We start from the raw sequence: 16,844 nt of genomic DNA, 5'->3' as shown, positions 1-16,844 counted from the left end.
TAATTATAGGTAATCAAAGCATTAATTTAGTAATTGCCTCATAAGGATTTCTTTTTTATACCGCATAAGCTAGCATGCTATATATACATATGGAGGTGGGGTCAGTGTTTAATCTTAGTTCTAAATGCCCTCCTATCTTAGGAATAGATATTAGCTCAACGGCTATTAAAGTTGTTGAAATGTCAGGAAAGGAAGGCCATCGTATAGTTGAAGGTTATGGTTACCAGCCTTTACCGCCTAATACAATGGAAGGGCACGCCATTAAGGATATTGATGCTGTTGGGCGAACTATACAAGATATTATCAATCGTAACCGCTTAAAAGCTAAGCTAGCTGTTTTGTCTTTACCCGATTCATTAGTCATAAGTAAAGTTATTCAAGTCAACGAAGGACTGAATAATTCTGAGATTGAAGAGCTGGTAATTATGGAAGCTGATAAGTTTATTCCATTCCCGATTGAAGAGGTAAATATAGATTTCGAAATTATAGGTCCTTCAGCTAGAAATACAACGCTAGTTGATGTGCTTGTGGTTGCATCACGTTCAGAAAATGTCATTAATCGGGTTGAGGCAGCAACCAAAGCCGGATTACAAGTCAAAATCATGGATGTTGAATCTTTTGCAATTGAAAGAGCATGTAATGCAGGGGGACTTGTTGAGAATAAAATTACAGCAGTCGTTGATATTGGCTCTTTATTTGCTAATTTGTTCGTTTTAAAAAATAATGAAATTATTTTTACTCGAGAAGAAGAATTTGGTGGTACTCAGCTAATTGAGGCCATCAAGCATCATTATCATCTTTCTCATGAGGAAGCGCTGCAGTTAGTAACCCAATCACAAGTGCCAGCAGACTATCAGGAAGAAATTATTAATCCTTTTCTAGAAACATTCATACTTCATGTAAAAAGAGCATTACAGTTTTTTTATTCAACCAGTAATTACTCAACTGTTGATCAAATTCTATTGACTGGTGGCGTGGCTAAAATACCGCATATTGAAAAAAAAATAGAAGAGGAAATAAAGATAACGACTTTAAAAGCGAATCCTTTCTCTTCTCTGACTTTGAGTAGAAAGTTAAATGCGGAGTATGTTAATAGTGATACCCCATTATTAATGATTGCATGCGGGTTAGCTTTACGAAATATTGGTAAAGCGTTATGACAAATATTAATTTATTACCTTGGAGAGAAGTACGTCGAGAGCAAGAGAAAAGAGAATTTCGTACCTTAATGTTAGGCGCTCTCTTAATTGGGATAGGTATTGTAATTCTTATAAATTATTATGTACAAGATTTAAATAGCGCCCAAACAGCACGAAATCAGCGCCTGCAGGATGAGATTAATACTTTTAATCGACAAATTAAGGAGATAAAGCAGCTTAAACAAGTTCGAAGTGAATTAATTTCACGTATGAAAATCGTTCAAGGTTTACAAGCAAAACGTACCTTAACAGTGTATTTATTTGATGAGTTAATTAAAGTCGTTCCTGATGGCATTTATCTGACTCAAGTAAAACGAGTAGAAGATAAAATTACTGTGCAAGGCTATGCAGAGTCAAATACAAATGTTTCAATTTTAATGCGTAATATTGAGCAAAGCCCATGGATTCAAGATCCAGTCCTAACTGAGATTAAAAAAAATAAAGAACCCTTAAATAATCAAGTCCCAGTCAATCAGGCTTCAGTAGTAAATAATGAATTTACTTTAAGCTTTGTTTTAAAACCGAAAAGTCCTTTATAATGAATAAAATAAATTTAAATGAGTTAACATTAGAGAATGTCGGACAATGGCCACCATTAATAAAATATTTGGCGGCATTATTATTAGCAGCTATTATTATTGGTTTTGGCTATTTATTTCTAATAAAACCTAATCTAGAAACACATGCTAGTCTATTAAATCAAGAACAGACTCTTCGTGCAGAATTTGAGCAAAAACAGAGATTAGCAGCTAATCTTGTTGCTTATAAATTACAATTACAAGTAATGAAAGAGCGTTTTGGTGCCATGTTAAAGCAGCTGCCAGCAGAAAATGAAATGCCAGGTTTATTAGAAGATATTTCAAAAACAGGAATAGCAAGCGGTTTAACGTTTGATAGCTTCGCGCCTCAGACTGAGGTAAAACATGATTTCTATATTGAGTTACCAATTAAAATTGCTGTAGTAGGTAATTATCATCAATTAGCTGTATTTGTTAGCCGTGTTATACAAATGAGTCGTATCGTTACGTTACATGATTTTGAAATAAAGCAACAAATAGATGAAAAACAAAAAAAACCTATAGGTGATCTACTTATAATGCAATTAACAGCAAAAATTTATAGATATAAAACTAAATGAAAATACAAGGATGGTTAATTTTATTATTGATTCTAACTCTATCTGCTTGCTCAAGTACAAATGAAGATGACTTAGATCAATATATTAAAGAAGTTAAAGCACGTAAGGCACGTCCCATTGAGCCTTTACCTACGTTTCTACCGCCTATAAAATTTTCTTATCCTGAAATTGATAATCGACGTAATCCATTCAAACAGAAAGAAGTTGTGGTTGTTATTACGGATGAGTTAGCGCCAGATACCACAAGGCCAAAACAGCGTTTAGAACAGTTTCCTTTGGACGCGTTAAAATTCGTAGGTACGTTAGAGCAGACCCCTACAATATGGGGTTTAATTAGCCTTCCTAATGGTGAGATTGTACGCGTTAGACCTGGTGATTATATGGGGAAAAATTTTGGTCAAATAACTCGAATTACACCAACTGTACTTTCTTTAGAAGAAACAGTGAAAGTTGCAGGGAAATGGCAGAAAAGGAAAATTGATTTTAATTTAAATGCAGGGAAATAGGAGTTGCATTTTGCGTAAGTTTATTTGGGCAGTTGCATTGTTTATGTGTTTTTGTAGCATTTCATTTGCTAAGGAAAACACGTTAGTGGGTTTAAAGGTCACCCCATTACCAAGTGAAAGGGTAAGAATAGATTTTGTATTTAATGAGGCATTAACTACCTTACCAACAAATTTTATTACCAAAAAGCCAGCCCGATTAGTGCTTGATTTTGCTAATACTAAAAGCCTGCTTGATCAAACATTAGTTACTAAAAAAATTAATCTTGGTGCCTTAAGTGATTACGTTATTGTTGCGGTTGATAATCGAGTACGTGCTATTTTTAACTTATCAACTGTAGCTATTTATTCTGGTTATATTTCTGGCAAGGTATACACATTAACATTAAGTGGTAAAACGACGACCGGTTTTGAGCAAAGGAAAGAAATTTTTGTTACTCACAGACCAGTTAAGGCCCATTTTATTATAAATAACGTTGATTTTCGCGGTATAGGAAAACAAACGGGCCGCGCTATTATTGATGTGTCTAGTAGTAGTGTGCCTGTTGAAGTCACGCAAAGGGGTAGAGATGTTGTGGTAGATTTTATAAGTACACGGATTCCTGAGCGGTTAATGAAACGTTATGATGTAGCTGATTTTCAAAGTCCTGCTAAAACCATGACATTCCGACAAATAGGCAAAAAAACTCGCTTAGTTATTAGAAATAAAGGGGATTATGGTCATTTCGCTTATCAGGTAAATAAGCAATTTTTTGTAGATATTTTTCCATTAACCGCAGAAGAAATAAAACAAGCCAAATTAAGAAAACAAGTCTATACCGGCAAATCTATTTCTTTAAACTTTCAAGATATTTCTATTCGTGCGGTGTTGCAGTTACTTGCAGAATTTAGTGGCTTTAATATTATCGTAAGCAATAATGTGGATGGTAAAATTACGCTGCGTTTACATGATGTTCCTTGGGATCAAGCGTTAGATATTATTCTTAAAACCAATAATCTAGATAAGCGGCAGTCAGGTAATGTTATTTTTGTTGAAAAAGCAGAGGATTTATTAAAAAGGGAACAGGCAGAGCTTAAAACGCAACAAGCGGTTATTAGCTTAGCACCATTGCGTTCGGAGTTATTACCTTTAAATTTCGCCAAAGCAGCGGATATTGCTACTCTTTTAAAAGATAAAAATACCTCTCTCTTATCGAAGCGAGGATCAGTGAGTGTTGATGCGCGTACCAATACTATCTGGATTCAGGATACAGGTGAACAGATTGAGCGGATTCGTGAACTTGTGAAACAGCTCGATATTCCTATTAAGCAAGTTCAAATTGAAGCACGTATTGTTAATGTGACGCGTGAAGCAATTAGAGATTTAGGCGTGCGATTTGGCATTTCTCGGCCTCCACATTTAAGCGGAACATTAGAAGGGGCTAATCAGCTTGCTGCAGGCGTTCCGCCGGCTGAAGTCATTCCATTAGCTGATCGGTTAAATGTTGATTTAGCAGCACCTGTTGCTAATCCTGCCTCAATTGGTATTGCGTTAGCTAAGTTAGGCGATGATATCTTATTAGATTTAGAACTTTCTGCATTAGAAAGTGAAGATAAAGCAGATATTATTGCAAGCCCACGTCTAATGACGACTAATCAGCAAGCAGCAATGATTGAGTCGGGTGAGGAAATTCCCTATCAGGAAGCGACATCCAGTGGAGCTACCGCTGTCGCTTTTAAAAAAGCAGTCTTAAGTTTAAAAGTAACACCTCAAATTACACCTGATAATAAAATCCTTATGGATTTGCAAATTAACCAAGATTCACCTTCGGGCCGTTTAGTTAATGGCGTACCGGCTATTTTAACCAAGCAAATTCAAACTAGCGTTTTGGTAAACAATGGTCAGACAGTGGTTTTAGGAGGGATTTATCGCCAAGATAAAAATAATACAATAAATCGTGTACCTTTTTTAGGCGAATTACCGGGGCTTGGTGCTTTATTTCGCAACAAACATTCTAGAATTAGAAATGAAGAGTTGCTCATTTTCATTACTCCAAGGATAATAACGGATAATTTGGCTATTTTGGCCGTAAAAGGTCAGGGTATAGGGTTAGATAAGTTCGGAAAGCCAATTAATGTTTATAAATAAATCTCTTGAATAAATAATAAGAGAGTTAATAATTTGCACCTTAGTCGCAACATAGCGCCACTATTTTTTTATATTTAGTAATTTACAAATCATAATTTATAATAAAAAATGAGCCTAAAGTTTTGGACGTGAGCAAAATTAAGGTGATTTAATATCGGCTTTAGGTATTATGTTAATCAAACAGAATTGTTAATGTACAATTCTCTATTAGCAAAGAGGTATGTGATTAAAAATGAGCATAGTTAAAGTACGTAATATTTTTTTAATTGGGCCTATGGGAGCGGGAAAAAGCACTATTGGCCGTACTTTGGCAAAAGAGCTCAAATTAGAGTTCTTTGATTCTGACGAAGTAATTGAAGAACGTGCGGGGGCTGATATCTCCTGGATATTTGATATTGAAGGTGAGGAGGGTTTTCGTAAGCGTGAACAGAAGGTCATTGATGAATTAACGCAAAAAACAAATATTGTATTAGCTACCGGCGGTGGAGTTGTTATGACTCCAGAGAATCGTAATGCGCTTGCTGGTCGGGGCACGGTTATTTACCTAAAAACTTCTCTTCAACAGCAGTTTGAACGTACTAAGCGTGATACAAAAAGGCCGCTCTTACAAACAGACGATTTAGAAAGTCGCTTAGAGATGTTACGAGATGAGCGTGAGCCTTTTTATGAAGAGTTGGCAGATATTAGTTTTGAAACAGACAAACTAACTGTTAAAGCTGTTGCCAACAATATTATAAAATATATTTATGGTGAACTTTGATTTGCTTTATACATTAGAAGTCAATTTACCAGGGCATGATTATTCTATTTTTATAGGCAATCACCTTTTATCAGTTGAGTGCAACCTGCTGTCAGATAGTGTAAAATCAAGGCAGATTATGGTTGTTACGAATGAAACAGTAGCCCCTTTATATCTAGAGCGTATACAACGTTCATTTGGTAAGCGGCAGATTGATAGCGTCATACTTGCCGATGGTGAAGAATACAAAAATCAGCAAAGTCTTTTCCAAATATTTGATGCCTTAATGGAAAAAAAGCACCATAGAGATACAACTATTGTTGCTTTAGGCGGTGGTGTTGTTGGAGATATTGCGGGATTTGCAGCATCGTCTTACCAAAGAGGTGTCAATTTTGTTCAAATTCCTACAACTTTATTGGCTCAAGTGGATGCATCAGTGGGTGGGAAAACAGGAATTAATCATCCATTAGGTAAAAATATGATCGGTAGTTTTTACCAGCCGCAAGCTGTCATTATCGATCTGGCTGTTTTAAATACACTCTCTTTAAGAGAGTTTCGTGCAGGACTTGCTGAAGTAATTAAATATGCCATCTTAGAAGGCGGCTGCTTTTTTACTGACGTTCAAAGAGCCTTACAAAAAGGGTTAAGCCATCATTCATCTGAACTTGCAGAAATTATTTATCGCTGCTGTCAAATAAAAGTAGGCTATGTGCAGCAAGATGAACGAGAAGCAGGGGTTAGAGCTTTATTAAATTTAGGACACACTATAGGGCATGCTCTTGAAGCCTATACCCATTATCAACGCTGGTTACATGGCGAAGCAGTAGCAATTGGCTTATACTGTGCTGCCTTGTTATCTCATCGACTTGGGGAAATAAGTTGGGAGACTGTTAAACAGATAGATAATTTATTATATTTAGCAAACTTACCTAGGCGAATACCAAAAGATATTAATCTGGAGCATTTATACATGCTATTAGCAACAGACAAAAAAATTAAAAATAATAAGTTGCGCTTTATTGTAATTAAAGAAATTGGAAATTGCTCTCTTGTAAGTGATATTAATGGACTAACAATTCAAGAAGTTATGGCAAGCGTAGTAGGAGATTAGCACGATGTTATCTAATTCTCGTAAATCCCTAATACCTTTGCAAGCTACGACAACTTTTTTATATAAACCTCATAATTGGTTAGCTAAAATTAATTTTATTAATCACCTTGTCTTGTTTAATGATTTAATGATTGTGATTATGGCTGAACAAGGTGGTGGTAAAACATCATTTATTCATTTATTACGAGAAAATTTAGATTTAGATATAAATGTAAATCTTATTGATGCAAAAACACCTTTAGCTGAAGCACAAGTTTTAACTGCGTTAGAAAAATTTTGTCAGCGACCGTCAAGTATAAAGCCTCAATTAAGTGAATTAGTCAAAGAAGTTAATATCCTTAAAAAGCATATACTAATTATTATTGATAATGCTCACTGCCTAAAGGAAGGTTTTCTAAAAAGTTTGTTAGAAGAGGTGAGGAAGTATCAACATAGTTTTTTTCATATTTGTTTAGCAACGGATTTTTCATTAAATCCACTGCTTAATTCATTACATGGTGATACTTATAAAGATTTAATCCACACAATCGAACTAGGGCCTTTAAGTAAAAGAGAAACAAGAAAGTACCTATTAAAAAAACTGCCTATATCGAAAGGAATAAATAAAAATTTAACTGATAAGTGTGTAAATGAGTTTTATAATCTAACCAGTGGCCATATTGCCCAGATAAATACGCATTTAGACGCTTTTTTTAAATCAAATAAAACAAATCAATTACCTTTATTTAAGTCTATTAATTTAATGGGTGGTTTATTTTTATTGGTATTGCTTATTGCCTATGTAGGAAAGATTAAATTTAAAGCCTCTGAAAATTCAGTATCAGAATTTTCTAATTCTTTTACACCTACTACTTTAGTTGCCGAGCATCAAAATATTATACAAGTGCCATTAGTTGAAAGTAATCAAGTTACTACATTAGTTAAAAAATCAATAGACCGTGCTTTAGAACAAGTGTTTTTAAATAAAGAAGTTTCATCAAATTACGTAAGTCATATGCATGTTATTAATGAAGAGGTAAGTAAAGTAGCACAAGCTGCTCTTATAGAAGAAGTTGAATTATCCCTACTGAAATCTAACTTACAGCCAATAAATAATTTTTTTGAAACACACTTAGTTTCTAACGCAGTGGCTGAAAATCCATATTTTACGATTCAATTAGGTGCCGGACCTAATAAAGAAAAATTGCAGCATTTTCTAACGAAGAATATGATTTCGAATGCTCAAATTAGCCATATTAAGCTAAATGGAAAAGACTGGTTTATTGTCACTTTAGGTCAATACAGTCAAGCTAAACAAGCAAAAATGGCATTAAATCATTTAAATCCTAAGCTCTTAAAACTTAAACCTTGGGTAAGAAAATTACCTTCGACTTCTATATCATAACCATGTAGCACTATTCGCTGAACAGTCGTATTTAAAGTAATTAGTACTCCAGTCTGGCTGTTCACCAAGGTTTTAGTATTTCCTTTCTACTCTACCAACTTACGTAAAGACTTTAGATGTAAAAATTGTCTAGATTAATAGGACATATAATAGATAAATTAATGATTAATTTTTTGACTGTTATATAAATATTGCTACTCATAGTCAACAAGAAGTAATACTAAACATTAGACTTCTTTATTACAATTATCATTTAGCGACGGGATTTTTATTAATCAACTGTTTAAATGTCTCTTCACAAACAGGCTTTTCTCCTCGAGTAGCGAAATAGCTAAGAGGGGTAAGAAGAGCAATATCGATGTTTAAGGCAGGACATAAAGTAACCCATTGGGCGAAGCATTCTTGATCTATTTCATGAAAGCCATATCCACTCTTTGGATTGCCAAGTTTGCAATAAGCAATAGAGGCAACGGCTTTTTTCAATAAGCCTTTTTTTAATTGACTTTCTCGAAACATAAAGCGTGTGCCACAATATACAACTGCCATCTCTAAACCTGCTTGATATTGGTCCATAAAATGGGGATCACTAATATTCATTTGATGAAGACGACTATTTGCTTGTGATATTCTACCTTGAGCAAAATCTTGGTAAAACCAAATTAACCTGCGAATAGCAATTGCGGTATTTAAATCTATCTTCCTGGGAGTTGAAGCACCTTCTTTACCTTCTAAAAAAGCAGTATCATAAGACTTATTCTTCCCTAATTGAAACGCATTAAATAATCTATCGGCTGACGTTTGTGTCAAACCAAAATTGGTTTGATAATTAAAACGAATATGTCTTTGTTTGGCGAGGGTTAATATTAGTCTCCATTGGTCTAAATTGGTTTGGGCTTTATAAGTGGAAATCGAATGACCATTCATATCTGTGATGCCTGCCGAATCACCGCTACTCTCTTTAAGAATCATCGCTAGAATATGGGCCCATTGATACGCGGTCTGTTCATCAAAATAAGTATTTTGGGCATTGGCCATATATTGATAAATAAGAAAATGTTGAAAAATCAGCAACCTAAGATTCGAATTTATTGAGGCACATTGTTTATCTTTTTCATTCTGTACAAGGTCAACCACGCGTTCATTCAATAGACTAACTTGTTCGTTAACTGGCAAGCCAGTAAGATTAGGAAGCCAGCCACCGTCCACCGGATCATTTGAGGAAGACAAGTGTAGATGATCTGCTAGCGAAGCCGGAGCATGTTCTTCAAATTCTGGAATGGTAGTGGCTGTTACTTCAGAAAAAAAAATAACTATTATTGCTTGAATAAAACGTCTTATCATAATCTATTAGTATAATTCATATTTAAATAATTGTATAATTTTTATACAAATAGTTAAGTTTAAGTTATTTTTAAGCTTGGTTATATAAACGTCTATGGGAGAAAAAAGTCTTTTATAAATAAGGGGAAAATAAAGTTAGAGATGATATTATCGCATAGTAAAATGGCAGTTTTATAATTCCTTGTTTAAAAAGAAAATAACCTCTGACTTCTATCTATGACATTGTTTATGTAACAGTTTTTACCTGTTCAATAAGTTCTAAAGAGTTATTCCTACTGTATAATATCTTAAGCCAACTGTAATAACCATAAAGTGCCATGATGGTATAGACAGTCATTAATAAAGCATGAAAAGGAATTTGCTTTTGCCAATATAAATAAGCATAAATTGCATCAGTAATAAACCAAATTAGCCAGGTCGCTATAAATTTATGACACATCAGCCACTGACCTACTAAACTTAATGAAGTTGTAAGAGCATCGAGTGTTGCTACATCGGAGTTTGTAAAGTAAATTAGGGCAAAATTAATAGTTAAAAAGAGCCCATTAATAGCTATTAAAAGTAAGAGCCACTGTTTTAAGTTTAAGCTAAGAATAGACTGTGAAATATTCTTTTGAGTACGACGCCAGTTAAACCAGCCATAACAAGTTGTAATAAAATAGAACAATTCCAAAACCATATCAGCATAAATTCCTTTTTGCCAATAAAGCCAACTGTTTAAGCTTATAGCTACTAGGCTGATTAACCACGCAGAACTATTTAAGCGAATAAAATAGAACGTCGCTAAAAAAGAAGTGAGTGCCCCAAAAATATCTAAAAACATAGTTAAATCCCTACGACGGCATGACCCGAACAGGTTCAATGGGTGTAATCTCAGCCTATAAATAAAATACCTAAAACTAGATAGATACACTACTAGGCACCCCTTAGGCAGAAATGTAACAAAAATTAAGCAATGAAAGCAAATAGTTAAATGAAAATTTCATTAATTTCTGTTAGGCTTATATTAGAGGAATCTAAGGGAGATTAGGATGTATAAAAGAGTAATGTTTGCCACTGACTTTGACGAAGTGGGTATTAAGGCTGCTCGGAAAGCAAAGAAAATTGCTGATGAAAATAATGCTGAGCTGCTATTAGTTCATGTGGTTGAGCCCATTCCAGCTTATGCTTATCCAGGTTTTGCAGGCTTTGCAGAAGTAGAGGTTTCTATTCGTGAGCAAGCTGAAAAAGAATTAGCTTCATTAGCTAAAATGCTAGGCGTTGATGAAGCACATTGTATGATTGAATATGGCTCAACCAAAAATGAAATTCTGCGGGTGGCTAAAGAAAAAAATATTGACCTTATTGTAACTGGTAGCCATGGCAAACATGGACTTGCATTACTATTAGGCTCAACAGCCAATGCCATTTTACATGGCGCTGAATGCGATGTGTTGATTGTAAGGCCAGTTACTGATAAAACTTAATCTCCTAGATTCCGCGAACAAGTCGCGGAACGTAGGCTGAGTTTAGAAAAGATAGATACATTGGCTTTAAAACCAGTAAATAAGCTATTTATCTATCTATCTGTCTATGTAGGCTATCTCTATACCTACGTAAGCCATCTCTATACCTATGTCCCGCGGCCTGTCCGCGGGATCCATAAGCAGTGCTAGACTCTACATATTGCGAACAAATAGGGGCATGTAGTTAGGAAGAGAGTAATACATTGTTAATAGTTATTCTGCTAACAATGCATCAACTTTAGCAGCACAAATAAAATCATTCAGCGTCAGACCTTTTAAAGCATGAGTCATAAAATTAACATGACAATAGTTATATCCAATTTCTAAGTCCGGATGATGGTTTTCAGTATTAGCTATCCAGGCTAAAGCATTAACAAACGCCATGGTTTCATAAAAATTATGAAATTTAAGGGAACGAGTAATCTTTTTATGATCAGTTGAAACTTCCCATTTACTATTCAATTGAGGCATTAAATTACTTATTTGTTGACTATTTAAAGCCTCGCCGATGCCTTCACATGACTCACAATGTTTTTGTTTTAATTCGCTGTTCATAAAGCCTTCCTCACTTTCTAAGAATAATTGCTAAATTTTTAAGGAAATGGGTATTTTGTTCAGGTAACCCTACACTTACTCGTAAATGATTAGGAAGATTATAATTATGCAGTGGCCTAACTATAATTCCTTCTGCAAGTAATTGCTGATAAATAGGTAAACTATTTTGGCCACAGTCAAAAGTAATAAAATTACCTGCTGATGGAAGAAACTGGAGATTAAGATTGGTTATTTCTTGTTGCATCTGCTTTAGCTCCTGCGCATTTAAATTAATTGTTTCGGCAAGAAAGCTTTCATCTTCTAAGGCCGCAGTACCTCCGGCTAACGCTACTTGATTAACAGTAAAGGGTAGTTGGATTCGATACAATAAATTAATTATATCAGGATGCGCTACTGCATAACCTAATCTTAAGCCAGCAAGCCCATAGGCTTTAGAAAATGTTCTTGTAACCACTAAATTAGGAAATTCAGACAGTAAGCTAAGTGAAGCTTGCTGGTTAGACTCATAAGCATATTCGTAATATGCTTCATCGATGACTACAATGGTTGAATCAGGAACATGCTTAAGTAAATAATGAATTTTTTCTAAGGGAATAAGTAGGCCAGTGGGATTATTAGGATTTGCTAAAAAAATTATAGAAGTGTTTGTATTAGCCATTTTTATCATAGCTTCAATATCAACTTCCCAACTGGGTAGTAAAGGACTTATTTTTACTGGCACGCCTAAAGTTTGAGATTGAATGCTATAGGTAATAAAAGCATACTCATGAGTAAGCATAGGCTTATTTTTATGTAATCCAAAAGTCGTAAGGAGTAAGGAAAATAATAAATCAGACCCATTACTTAAGATTAATTGATTTTCAGCAACAGCTAATTTTTCACTTAATTTCTTTTTGAGTGGATGGCTAGCAGCTGCTGGATAGGTAGCCATTTTTGCTGTTGCTAATTGAGTAATAGCTTCTTTAACTTTTAAACTACAACCTAGCGGATTTTCATTACTAGCGAGCTTAATAATTTCACTTAAGCCTTTTTCTTGTCCCAGCTCTTCAATAGATTTTCCAGGTACATAAGGTTTTAAATTCCTTATACCATCATGCGGCAGTTGCTGATAATCACAAGACAAAACATTCTCCTTTTCTTAATACTTTAAGGAATGTTGCTCATCTTACTTAAGAAATAATAGAAAGGGAATGTGTTTGACATAACAAAATATTTCTTGCTTAAAAGTTAAGAAAGAAGCTATTCTATGCGCGCAATTTCAAACCTCAATAATGGATTACGGTATGCAACGTGGATTTTCACTAATCGAAGTGCTTGTTTCTCTATTTATAATAAGCGCAACTATTTTTTCACTTATTAATCAACAATTACATCATTCCCTATTAAGCAATGAGATTTTGAGGCAGTGGACTAAATTTGTTAATACAACAAATTTAATAGAACAGCCACCGCCGCAAAATATAAAAGTCTATTAGATAATAATTTGCAGAATAGAAATAATGATAAAGCAACGCGGTATAAGCTTACTTGAGCTAATGATAAGCCTCTTCTTGTTTTGTTTATTATTAGAAATTGTCACGCAATCGTATCTAAATAGTAAACGCCAATATCTAATAGCTCAGCAAAAGCTAGATAATACATTTGATATTCAATTAGTAAGTCAATTAATTAGAGCTAGTATTAGAAGTGCAGGATTTACACCATGTCTAAATAGCGATTATTTAATAATGCAAGATAGGCGCAACAGCAGCGACTTACAACTGTCATCTATTCAAATTAAAGGTAATAACTTAACTATTAGGCACATGAGTGATGATTTTTTTACAGTCAAGCGCCAGTTAGATTCAAAGCACTTATTAATTACTGACAATAAAATATTAACTAAAGGTGACGATGTATTAATTGCCGATTGTGTGCATGGCGAGGTTCATAAGATAAACTCAGTTGAGTATACAGCATCTGGTTTATTAGTTGGTTTAAAAAAGCCAATTTCTTTTCATTACATCACGCCTATGTATATAGGTACTTGGTTAGAGGAACAATTTTTTACCAAAGCTGATAAGTATGGTGTAGAGAATTTGTTTTATAAATTAAAACACGCTGAACAATTAACATCTCTTGTTAATCATTTTTCGGTAAAAATGTTAAAAAAAGAAGGATATCGATTTATTGATGTTATTTTAGGCATAGGCGATAAGGTTATCGATTTACATACGCGAGTACGAACATCATGCGGCAACAGGGAATAATTTTATTAACAACAGGGCTTGTGCTAAGTTTAGTAATGTTACTGTTATTAGCGCAAATAGAGCTAATTAATTTACATCAAAAAGCACAAAACCAGTTTATAATTCGTACTCAACTCCTCCAACATTTAGAAAATATCGCTTTTCAATTAATAGATAAAATCAATCATCATAACGCTAGCAGCTTGCCTTGTATAATTGATAAAATCGATCCAAATAAAGTCATTAATTTAGTCAAAAATCAGCAGGTTGGTTGTTTTATAACAGACAACAATTATACTTATAATTATGTAGTTGAAGACCTTGGGCTATTTAATTGTATAAGGATTAAAGACCATAATGGTGGTATCTATCCTACTAACCAATGGCGTTTGACTATTGCCTTACAAGAAGCGCAAACTTCAATTTTACAATTGCGTTTTGCTAATATAAATTCCTTAAAACTTAAAAAATGTAAGCAACCTGTAATTATTGAATCTGGTATTTTAAGCTGGCGCAATCTAACTTAATTAGTGTATAATGTCTTTTTTTTGATTAATTTGAACTTTTTATGATTAAATTAATAAAGAAGTGTTTAATTTACTTTACAATAATTTCTTTTCCAATCATACAAGTATATGCTGATGCAGATGTTGTATCCTTGTTTCCTATCGAGCATTATGATCAAAATATTTCCGCTTGGATTAAACCGTCTGATCCTAATTACGATAAACCTTTATTAAGCCAAAGTATCCAAAAGCAGCGTATGAAGCAATTTTACGAACATACTTTTGGAGAAATGTCTCCTTGGAGCGCTACTTTTGTGAATCAAATATTACAGCAAACAGCGCCTTATAATGTAAAGGGGTATGTTAAAAATTTAATGGATGAATTTAATAATGAGGGTAAGGAGAGTAATCACATTGGTTATGGCGAAAATTTTAGACCCTATAGCAGCAATTGGATGACTAAAATTGCGCAAAATATTGATTTAGATCAATTAGATAATTTAACTTATCACAGTAATAATCGCGGTATTGCTATTGATAATTCATATGCACGTTCTCTACCAACTAATGATGTCTATTTTTATCATCATAAAATTCCAGGTCAAGGATACCCTTTCGATAACTTACAACAATCGGCTCTTTGGGCAGGAACGCCAGTTTATATTTTAGCGCAGAGTAAAGATGGCGCTTGGTTATTAATCCTTACCCCTGAGTATATTGCTTGGGTTAACAGTAAAGCGATTGCTCGTACAAGCAATGATTTTGTGAATAAATGGCAAGCAGCAGCTCAAAATAAAATGGCTGCTATTATTCGGCCTGACACTCAGATTTTAAATGAAAAAGGACAGTTTTTGTTAACTAGTTATCCTGGTACTGTTTTTCCTGCCACCCAAGATAAGGGTGCTTTGCGCTTACTAGTACCGGTTGCTAATACTAAGCAGCATGCATTAATTAAAAAAGCAACAGTTACAAGTAAACAAGCAGTCATGATGCCGCTTGTCGCAACCCCGCATAATTTTGCAAAAGTAATGACTAACCTTATTGGTAGGCCTTATGGCTGGGGCGGGCTTTACTTTTATAATGATTGCTCAGCTGAATTAAAAAGTCTATTTGCGCCATTTGGCATCTGGTTACCACGCCATTCTTCCCAGCAAATTCAAATGGGTAAACAAGTAGATTTAAGTCCTTTACCAGCAAAAGATAGACTTGATTTTCTTGCAGCTCAAGGTAAGCCCTTTATGACAATTGTCTATGTTGGTGGTCATGTGGTTTTATACATTGGAACATTGCCTAACCCTAATAACCCATCTATGTCTATGGTAATGACCTATCAAAATATATGGGGATTAACACCGCGCTTAAAAGATAAGCGTGATGTAATTGGTGGCTCAGTTTTATTCCCACTACTTTTGGCGTACCCAGAAGATCCAAATTTAATATCTCAAGCTGATAAACCGTATTTTCAAGTAGCTTATCTTGATCAAATGCCTAATTTATCTACAGATTTTAATAGAATTGATTTCAAAACTCTAATGACTTCTGTAAAAAAAGGCGACAATATTTAAGTTAGTCGGGCTAGGGGCCCGGCCTACGTTGGCTAAATGAGCTGCAATCTAAATAACTGTAGCTCAAGTAAAGTAAAATTCATTATTAGAAGATTATTTGTTTATAACTAGATATAGCAACTTTCAAATATTAGCGTACGTATGTTTGGCATTATCAAAATAGCTTTTAATTCTATCTTTTAGTTGCGTATCCAACCATGCAAAGTATAATCCTTTGCTCCTTCTTCTTTATTTTTCTCCTTTGAATCCTTATTATCGTTTGTTGTTACCTCAGGTTTTCCCATAAAACGATTATTATGATGACTTACGGGAGATTTGGCTTTAGAAACTATGCTGGGTTCCTCTAATGAACGAGTTGTGTTTTGGGTTGGTTTTTTTGTATTTTTTTGGCGTTGCTTTAACTCTGCTATTAAGAGGGCTTGTTGTTGAGGTTTGTTTTTAGAAGTCTGTGTTTCCGTGGGTGATTTTTCCTTTATCTTTCCTGATATCGCTTCTGGAAAAGAAGGATAGGTTGTAACAAACTCATCTCTCTCCTCCTGCACCTGGAAAAGGTTAAGAATCTGACTAATTGAGACTTGATAATTCTCATAAAGAGGTTTAAGGTCATTTAAATCTGATAATTTTTCGCTGATTTGAGCTATTGTATCGGAATTATATGCTTTAGCCAGCAGTTGCTCTAAGTCACTAATAAGCGTTATGACGCTCTTCTTCTTAGAATTAGCATCTTTTAATTGATTTAACCATGATTGAAAAGCCGCATATTTCATAACTGCACCTAAACTAAACATAATATATAATTATATATCAAAAAACAGGTGGTCATTGTTGATAAGTAAACCAAAATAAATTGCTTTTAGCAGACTCAAATCGCAAATAAGTAAATAACTCGTTATATTTACTTATCATTTAAAACTAAACCTCTCAATAAATCTTGAAGTTATT

General features: G+C 34.2%; 18 protein-coding genes. 13 read left to right on the top strand and 5 right to left on the bottom strand.

Features of this window, described 5'->3' with window-relative positions:
- Nucleotides 1-104: 104 nt before the first annotated feature.
- The 8 genes from pilM (at nt 105) to E1P04_RS00290 (ending at nt 8,202) form a co-directional block, all read left to right on the top strand.
- Nucleotides 105-1,160, top strand: a complete 1,056-nt coding sequence (gene pilM, locus E1P04_RS00325; RefSeq protein WP_242604355.1) for a type IV pilus assembly protein PilM — start codon at nt 105-107, stop codon at nt 1,158-1,160.
- On the top strand, nt 1,157-1,738 hold the full coding sequence (locus tag E1P04_RS00320; RefSeq protein WP_131780947.1) for a PilN domain-containing protein: 582 nt from the start codon (nt 1,157-1,159) through the stop codon (nt 1,736-1,738). The genes pilM and E1P04_RS00320 overlap by 4 nt, the downstream gene beginning before the upstream one ends.
- Nucleotides 1,738-2,337, top strand: coding sequence for a type IV pilus inner membrane component PilO (locus tag E1P04_RS00315; RefSeq protein WP_131780946.1), 600 nt, complete (start codon nt 1,738-1,740; stop codon nt 2,335-2,337). The genes E1P04_RS00320 and E1P04_RS00315 overlap by 1 nt, the downstream gene beginning before the upstream one ends.
- The gene (locus E1P04_RS00310; RefSeq protein ID WP_131780945.1) at nt 2,334-2,843 is read left to right on the top strand and encodes a pilus assembly protein PilP; all 510 of its coding nucleotides are present in this window, start codon (nt 2,334-2,336) and stop codon (nt 2,841-2,843) included. Before E1P04_RS00315 ends, E1P04_RS00310 begins: the two co-directional genes overlap by 4 nt.
- Nucleotides 2,844-2,853: 10 nt before the next feature.
- Nucleotides 2,854-4,968, top strand: coding sequence for a type IV pilus secretin PilQ (locus E1P04_RS00305; RefSeq protein ID WP_242604354.1), 2,115 nt, complete (start codon nt 2,854-2,856; stop codon nt 4,966-4,968).
- A 232-nt stretch (nt 4,969-5,200) separates the two neighbouring features.
- Complete coding sequence (gene aroK, locus E1P04_RS00300) at nt 5,201-5,728, top strand: shikimate kinase AroK (protein WP_115330418.1); 528 nt, start codon at nt 5,201-5,203, stop codon at nt 5,726-5,728.
- The gene (aroB, locus tag E1P04_RS00295; protein WP_131780944.1) at nt 5,715-6,818 is read left to right on the top strand and encodes a 3-dehydroquinate synthase; all 1,104 of its coding nucleotides are present in this window, start codon (nt 5,715-5,717) and stop codon (nt 6,816-6,818) included. The genes aroK and aroB overlap by 14 nt, the downstream gene beginning before the upstream one ends.
- 4 nt (nt 6,819-6,822) lie before the next feature.
- A complete protein-coding gene (locus tag E1P04_RS00290; protein ID WP_131780943.1) occupies nt 6,823-8,202 on the top strand; it encodes an SPOR domain-containing protein in 1,380 nt (459 codons plus the stop codon).
- A 249-nt stretch (nt 8,203-8,451) separates the two neighbouring features.
- Here the strand turns inward: E1P04_RS00290 and E1P04_RS00285 are convergent, their stop codons facing one another.
- Nucleotides 8,452-9,543 carry a hypothetical protein gene (locus tag E1P04_RS00285; RefSeq protein ID WP_131780942.1) on the bottom strand — a complete coding sequence of 364 codons (1,092 nt, stop codon included), beginning with the start codon at nt 9,541-9,543 and terminating at the stop codon, nt 8,452-8,454.
- A 226-nt stretch (nt 9,544-9,769) separates the two neighbouring features.
- Nucleotides 9,770-10,366, bottom strand: a complete 597-nt coding sequence (gene pnuC, locus E1P04_RS00280) for a nicotinamide riboside transporter PnuC (RefSeq protein ID WP_131780941.1) — start codon at nt 10,364-10,366, stop codon at nt 9,770-9,772.
- A gap of 208 nt (nt 10,367-10,574) precedes the next feature.
- On the opposite strand from pnuC, the gene E1P04_RS00275 reads away from it, so the two are divergent.
- The gene (locus E1P04_RS00275) at nt 10,575-11,009 is read left to right on the top strand and encodes a universal stress protein (protein WP_131780940.1); all 435 of its coding nucleotides are present in this window, start codon (nt 10,575-10,577) and stop codon (nt 11,007-11,009) included.
- A gap of 252 nt (nt 11,010-11,261) precedes the next feature.
- Here the strand turns inward: E1P04_RS00275 and E1P04_RS00270 are convergent, their stop codons facing one another.
- Entirely contained in the window at nt 11,262-11,603 is a 342-nt protein-coding gene (locus E1P04_RS00270; protein ID WP_131780939.1) for a 4a-hydroxytetrahydrobiopterin dehydratase, read from the bottom strand.
- Nucleotides 11,604-11,613: 10 nt separating this feature from the next.
- A complete protein-coding gene (gene hisC, locus E1P04_RS00265) occupies nt 11,614-12,726 on the bottom strand; it encodes a histidinol-phosphate transaminase (RefSeq protein ID WP_131780938.1) in 1,113 nt (370 codons plus the stop codon).
- Nucleotides 12,727-12,886: 160 nt separating this feature from the next.
- Here hisC and E1P04_RS00260 point away from each other — a divergent pair, with 160 nt between their 5' ends.
- The 4 genes from E1P04_RS00260 to E1P04_RS00245 are packed head-to-tail and all read left to right on the top strand — an operon-like array spanning nt 12,887 to nt 15,902.
- Nucleotides 12,887-13,078, top strand: coding sequence for a prepilin-type N-terminal cleavage/methylation domain-containing protein (locus tag E1P04_RS00260; RefSeq protein ID WP_165482639.1), 192 nt, complete (start codon nt 12,887-12,889; stop codon nt 13,076-13,078).
- Nucleotides 13,079-13,102: 24 nt separating this feature from the next.
- Entirely contained in the window at nt 13,103-13,852 is a 750-nt protein-coding gene (locus tag E1P04_RS00255; RefSeq protein ID WP_131780936.1) for a PilW family protein, read from the top strand.
- Nucleotides 13,834-14,358, top strand: coding sequence for a hypothetical protein (locus E1P04_RS00250; RefSeq protein WP_165482638.1), 525 nt, complete (start codon nt 13,834-13,836; stop codon nt 14,356-14,358). The genes E1P04_RS00255 and E1P04_RS00250 overlap by 19 nt, the downstream gene beginning before the upstream one ends.
- 41 nt (nt 14,359-14,399) lie before the next feature.
- A complete protein-coding gene (locus E1P04_RS00245; protein ID WP_131780934.1) occupies nt 14,400-15,902 on the top strand; it encodes an SH3 domain-containing C40 family peptidase in 1,503 nt (500 codons plus the stop codon).
- 179 nt (nt 15,903-16,081) lie between these two features.
- Here E1P04_RS00245 and E1P04_RS00240 read toward each other — a convergent pair whose 3' ends face one another.
- Nucleotides 16,082-16,669 carry a hypothetical protein gene (locus E1P04_RS00240; protein ID WP_131780933.1) on the bottom strand — a complete coding sequence of 196 codons (588 nt, stop codon included), beginning with the start codon at nt 16,667-16,669 and terminating at the stop codon, nt 16,082-16,084.
- Nucleotides 16,670-16,844 lie beyond the last annotated feature (175 nt).

It is taken from the genome of Legionella gresilensis, from assembly GCF_900639865.1.
GTDB classification, from domain to species: Bacteria; Pseudomonadota; Gammaproteobacteria; order Legionellales; family Legionellaceae; genus Legionella_C; species Legionella_C gresilensis.
The sequence above is the reverse complement of the archived record's forward strand: the minus strand, read 5'-3'. Positions and strand labels throughout refer to the sequence as shown.

What these genes read in the sequence shown, in the direction of transcription:
- E1P04_RS00320 (WP_131780947.1), top strand. Translation starts at nt 1,157, where the DNA reads ATGACAAATATTAATTTATTACCTTGGAGAGAAGTACGTCGAGAGCAA.
- E1P04_RS00315 (WP_131780946.1), top strand. Translation starts at nt 1,738, where the DNA reads ATGAATAAAATAAATTTAAATGAGTTAACATTAGAGAATGTCGGACAA.
- E1P04_RS00310 (WP_131780945.1), top strand. Translation starts at nt 2,334, where the DNA reads ATGAAAATACAAGGATGGTTAATTTTATTATTGATTCTAACTCTATCT.
- aroK (WP_115330418.1), top strand. Translation starts at nt 5,201, where the DNA reads ATGAGCATAGTTAAAGTACGTAATATTTTTTTAATTGGGCCTATGGGA.
- aroB (WP_131780944.1), top strand. Translation starts at nt 5,715, where the DNA reads ATGGTGAACTTTGATTTGCTTTATACATTAGAAGTCAATTTACCAGGG.
- E1P04_RS00290 (WP_131780943.1), top strand. Translation starts at nt 6,823, where the DNA reads ATGTTATCTAATTCTCGTAAATCCCTAATACCTTTGCAAGCTACGACA.
- E1P04_RS00285 (WP_131780942.1), bottom strand. Translation starts at nt 9,543, where the DNA reads ATGATAAGACGTTTTATTCAAGCAATAATAGTTATTTTTTTTTCTGAA.
- pnuC (WP_131780941.1), bottom strand. Translation starts at nt 10,366, where the DNA reads ATGTTTTTAGATATTTTTGGGGCACTCACTTCTTTTTTAGCGACGTTC.
- E1P04_RS00275 (WP_131780940.1), top strand. Translation starts at nt 10,575, where the DNA reads ATGTATAAAAGAGTAATGTTTGCCACTGACTTTGACGAAGTGGGTATT.
- E1P04_RS00270 (WP_131780939.1), bottom strand. Translation starts at nt 11,603, where the DNA reads ATGAACAGCGAATTAAAACAAAAACATTGTGAGTCATGTGAAGGCATC.
- E1P04_RS00260 (WP_165482639.1), top strand. Translation starts at nt 12,887, where the DNA reads ATGCAACGTGGATTTTCACTAATCGAAGTGCTTGTTTCTCTATTTATA.
- E1P04_RS00255 (WP_131780936.1), top strand. Translation starts at nt 13,103, where the DNA reads ATGATAAAGCAACGCGGTATAAGCTTACTTGAGCTAATGATAAGCCTC.
- E1P04_RS00250 (WP_165482638.1), top strand. Translation starts at nt 13,834, where the DNA reads ATGCGGCAACAGGGAATAATTTTATTAACAACAGGGCTTGTGCTAAGT.
- E1P04_RS00245 (WP_131780934.1), top strand. Translation starts at nt 14,400, where the DNA reads ATGATTAAATTAATAAAGAAGTGTTTAATTTACTTTACAATAATTTCT.
- E1P04_RS00240 (WP_131780933.1), bottom strand. Translation starts at nt 16,669, where the DNA reads ATGAAATATGCGGCTTTTCAATCATGGTTAAATCAATTAAAAGATGCT.